Annotated in this window: 4 protein-coding genes; all 4 read right to left on the bottom strand. The window is 56.9% G+C overall.

Going from position 1 to position 4,826, the window contains the following annotated elements:
* Positions 1 to 115 precede the first annotated feature (115 nt).
* The 4 genes from ACR1XY_RS24075 to ACR1XY_RS24060 are packed head-to-tail and all read right to left on the bottom strand — an operon-like array spanning position 116 to position 4,675.
* Positions 116 to 1,324, bottom strand: coding sequence for a polysaccharide pyruvyl transferase family protein (locus ACR1XY_RS24075; RefSeq protein ID WP_480597254.1), 1,209 nt, complete (start codon positions 1,322 to 1,324; stop codon positions 116 to 118).
* Positions 1,321 to 2,154: a sulfotransferase family protein gene (locus ACR1XY_RS24070; protein ID WP_480597252.1), complete on the bottom strand. Its 834-nt coding sequence runs from the start codon at positions 2,152 to 2,154 to the stop codon at positions 1,321 to 1,323. Before ACR1XY_RS24070 ends, ACR1XY_RS24075 begins: the two co-directional genes overlap by 4 nt.
* Positions 2,151 to 3,482 carry a lipopolysaccharide biosynthesis protein gene (locus tag ACR1XY_RS24065; RefSeq protein ID WP_480597256.1) on the bottom strand — a complete coding sequence of 444 codons (1,332 nt, stop codon included), beginning with the start codon at positions 3,480 to 3,482 and terminating at the stop codon, positions 2,151 to 2,153. The genes ACR1XY_RS24070 and ACR1XY_RS24065 overlap by 4 nt, the downstream gene beginning before the upstream one ends.
* Positions 3,483 to 3,496: 14 nt before the next feature.
* Complete coding sequence (locus ACR1XY_RS24060; RefSeq protein WP_480597250.1) at positions 3,497 to 4,675, bottom strand: glycosyltransferase; 1,179 nt, start codon at positions 4,673 to 4,675, stop codon at positions 3,497 to 3,499.
* Positions 4,676 to 4,826: the final 151 nt, after the last annotated feature.

Here is a 4,826-nt window from a genome sequence, read left to right as displayed (position 1 = left end):
CGACCCGCTACGACAGGTGCCCGAAGGTCTTCCTGTCAGCCATCGCCCTCGCAGCACTCGTCATCTATTGGCTATGAGTCCTGACCCTAGTCAACCGGCCAATTGTTTGCCGACGTTATCGGTTGCAGCTTGCGACAGATAAGCCCTGAACAGCCAAACTGTTTAGCAATTGATGCGCACCAATTTGGATTACGGGTGTTTGCTGCGCAATCTCTGCGGTTTTTTGGGTCTGTTTCAGGCGTACGGCATGGTCTGCAATGCGTTCAGGCTTTTCGCTGAAACGCAACAGATTATCTGATTCACCCACAAGAGCGAAATAGCCGTCAACCTTGGAATCCCATCGAAAACCGATGGCAGGCGTTCCTACGGCATGGGCCGTTATGCAGGCGTGCAGACGGTGTGAAACGACCATATCCATTGCCTGGATCGCCGCAACCAAATCCCGCGGAGTTTGCGGCCTTGGCAGACGGGATATTCCCTGCCGGGAGGGAAGAGATTGCCAGAGTGCGTCAAGCATCTCCTCGTCTTCGCCCGCGCCATTCGTGAACAGAGCGACGTTTTCATTGCGCTGCTCAAGCTCAGCCAGGATCGCCTGATACTGAGACAGGGACTGTCTGAAATTCAGCGCGTCCTGATCGGCGTGGGTTTTGATCGCGGCCGGATGGGCGATCCCGACACCGATGGCACCGACGGCGACCTCAGGGGCCTGAGGCAACTCCAGCTCACCGGCGGTCAGCGCCGGATCGGGAAAAATATGAATCTCAGGGAGGTCAATCCCAAGCGAATTGCAGTGGTGACGCAGATTGTCTGCAGACCCCTGATCGCGCACGGATACGAAACGCAGATTCGGAGAGGCAAGCAATAAGGAGAAGAGATGCCTGCCGCGGGGTGACCAGGATTTTGCAACACCAACCGAATGGATCGCGATTGGCAGGCCGCGCTTTTCCGCTTCTTCAACGACACGGGCAATCTTGAGCGGGAAATTCAGGTTCGCATCCCCCAGCAGCTGCCCGCCACCGATCACCACGGCATCAGCATCTTGAAAGCTCTTCGGGATCAGCGGCTCGAGGCTGGTGCGGATCTGCCGTTTGACCAACTGTTTTGCCAGTGCTTGCGACACGCTTTGCGGCAAGCAGGTCAGCAGAGACAGCAAAAAGGTGCGGGCACCCTTAGAAGGCGTTGCAAAGGTCCGGCGTCCGGCGAGATCCAGCCAGCGGATATCAACCCCACTGTCCTGATGGCGGAACTGCTCGGTCAAACAATCCGCGATCAGGCCGTCACCCAGATTCGGGCTGTGCATAACAGCGGCCAGAACAATTTTCATGCAACCTGCTCCGTTCCCATGAGTTCGGCCAGAATTGCCTGATCCGGCGCAAATCGTTCGGTCAACTCATTCAGTATCTCCGCATCAGGTTCAGCAGGCTTTTGCGCCGGGCTGGATGTGTACAGCGCGCGGGATACAAGCGGACTGCTTTTCACCTTTGACACCAGACTTGGCAACCCCAGGCGACGGAGTATCCAACCACCATTGCGCAATACCCCGACCAGCATTGCATTGCGGGCAGCTTGGGCTTCCAAAATGCGCTCTTCATAAGGGATCGTTTCCGCGAAGGGGATACCAAGGGCGTCGCTCATGGACCGGCCAAAACCCTTAGGATCCGTTCTGAGTTGCATAAAATCAAGGACATGCACCCGTTCAGCCCCAAGGTGATGCACCGCGTTTTTCACGTGTTTTCCAAACAGGGAATGCTCGATGATCTGCGGCTGCTGTACCACGGCGTCTTCGAAGCTGGCCGACGTCCGGCCAATTTTTTGCAGGTATTTCCAATGAGAGACACTGCGGGATACCGGCTCGCGCACAGTTACCAGAAATCGGCTGTCTTGCGGCAGATCGCGGGCAATGCGCTCCAGTGCTGGTTCGGAATAAAGATAGTCATGACAGATTTCACCGATCCGCGTGGCCTGAGGCTGTGCGGGAAACTGACGGCGATACCAGTCCGCGCCTTTGTCATAGAAACGGTCGAAATAGAAAATCTCTTTTGCGTTGGCCAACGCAACATCGGGATGCTGGTTCAGTATGTGCCAAATCCAGGTGGACCCGCACTTGTCGCCACCCAGATACAGAAAATTGACGGGTAGGGTGTTGTTGGTCACTGCCTGCGCTCCTTGGTCAACAAGGCCAGATTTACAAGGCCTGAGGAAATACCGATTTTTCTGAAAATGTAGATATATGCTGCGACGTTCAGAGCGATGAGGTTGCAACTGATGCACACTGCTGCGCCCATTGACCCCCATAGGGCGACGGCGACAGGCAAGGCCGCAAGAGAAAGACCGGTCGTAACAACCAGCATCACGAAGTGAACCCGCTCGTGCCCGGACATTTCCATGATCTGCGCCGTCGGACCCGCAAAAGCGCTGACCAGATAGCCGAGGCTGATCACGATGAGTTCTGGATGTGCCGTGGCATATCCCGGGCCGAACAGTTCCAGCACCTGATCGCCCCAAAGAACAAAAACCACGAAACTTGCCAATGTTGGCATCCCCAACATCAAGCTGATGCGGCGGCAGGTGCTTCGGGCGGCGTCAAAGTCCTGTTTACCCAGCTGTGCTGCAAGCAGCGGGGCGGCGACAATGTTGATCGCCATCAGGAATAACTCCAGAACCATGGCCGTACGCAAAGCGGCGAAAATCGCGCCGACAACGGCCGCTGGAAGAAGGCCGCCAACAATGACAATCGCTATATTCCGGCCAGACGCATTGACCACCGAGTTCCCCCACATTCCCCATGAGGCGGAAATCCATCGGCTCTTTTGGCTAAAATCGGCATCATCGGCTATCAGCCGCACCGGATTGGTCAGCGGCACCAGGAAGGACTGGGCCAGAAACAACCCGCCCAGAATACCCGACATCATCAACAACGTTGTGACCGGGTCGAGCGCAGGGGTCATACCTGATGCGGCCATCATGGCCAGGGCAATGACGGCCAGGCGAAACATGACGTCCCTGGGCAGCAGCGCGCACCAGACAGAGCCCGCAGCCCGTTGCGGGTTGGGCTGAAACTCGGCCAGAGCCAGAACGACGGTAAAGAGCGCGGTCGCCCAAAGCAGGGTTCGCTGACCTTCGAAAGCGGGCAGGATTGCCGCCACAAGCGCCAGCCCCAACGCAGCCGTCGCAGAGCCCAGCAGAACGATTCCGTAGCTGAACCGCACGACCGCTCGGGCTTTGGCTTCGTCGTGGTCGTGCAGGTAGAAAGAGGCAAAGCGCAAGACCACATTGCGCTGTCCGACAGTGCCGGCAACTGCGAGGATCGTGGCCAACGAGAAGGCAAAGCTGAACCGACCGAAACCGTCGTCACCAAGGCCGCGCGACAAGGCAACGAACATAACGAACGAAAGCCCGGCTGCCGCACATTTAATGAACAAAGCCGAAAGGCTTTTTAGAGCAAATCTCTTGCCGGACTTTGCGATGGTGCCTGTGTTCATGTCGCTCAAGGCCACTATGCGCTGCGCGCGTCTGTTACGGCCAGACCCAGTTCCTGTGCCACCAATTCTGCAATTTGCGCCTTGAAAACCTGCTGATCGAAACGGGCAGCGTGCGCCTGTATTTTCTTCGGAGAATTCACAAGTGCCACATCCGCTTCAAGCGTGTCGATCGCCGCGTTCAGAGCGTCGACGGTCTGTTCATGAAAATGCACACCGGACACGCCGGGCAAAACCGTGTCCAGGGCTCCGCCACGGCCGTAGGCCACGACCGGCCGCCCCGACGCCATAACCTCGACCGGAATGATCCCGAAGTCTTCTTCACCGGGAAACACCAGCGCTTTGCAGGTTGCGAATTGGTGTTTCAGTTCGGCAAAGGGAACCCGCCCCAGGAAAGTGATGTTGCTCCTGGCTTTTTGTTCCAACTCGGCGCGCATTTCCCCGTCGCCGACCATAACCAACTTGCGGCCCGAAGCGTTGAACGCATCCACCACCAGATCAGCCCGTTTGTACGACACCATTTCACCGGCCAGCAGATAGTGGTCTCCTACGTCTTCGGAAATACTGAACTCGGCCACTTCGACAGGGGGGAAAACGACATCCGCGTCCCGTCGGTAGTATTTTTCGATGCGCTGCGCGATGAAACCGGAATTTGCCACGAAACGGTCGACCCTGGCGGCGCTGCTGACATCCCAGATCCGCAGCTTGTGCGCCACGAAAGGCATTATGAGCTTTGCCAGACGTCCCGCAGACGCACGGTAGATATGATAGTGGTCCCAGATGTAGCGCATCGGTGAATGGCAATAGCAAAGATGCACGGCGTCGGGCCGGGGGATGATCCCCTTTGCGGGCCCGCTTTCGCTTGAAATGATCACGTCGAACTCGGTCATGTCGATCAGTTCGAGCGCAAGAGGCATCAATGGCAGGTATTTCTGATAGTGCTTCCGAGCGCCGGGGAGTTTGGAGATAAACGTTTCGCGCACGTCCTGCTTGCGAATTTTGTCGCTGACCTTTTCCGGATCGTACACATGGGTGACAATGACCGCGTTCGGGAACAGGTCGAGCAGGCTTTCGACGACCTTTTCCCCACCCCGCATTCCGACAAACCAGTAGTGCACGATGGCGACCCGCAGGCCGGAAAAATCCATTTTGGAGTTTTCCATATTCTGCGAAACAAATTCGTTTACTTCAGTCATGGTAAATCCTTGAGACCTGCTGTGCACCCTTCCCAATGGCGGCTATCGTCGATCAGCCTGGGCTGTTCAGCCCTTTGCGCCTTGGCCTCGGGCGTAGACGTCCTCGTATCGGACGATGTCGTCCTCTCCGAGATAGGCGCCGGTCTGAACC

The organism is Ruegeria sp. AD11(2025) (assembly GCF_056542405.1).
Note: the sequence above shows the minus strand (reverse complement) of the source record. Positions and strands in the feature narration are given on the sequence as shown.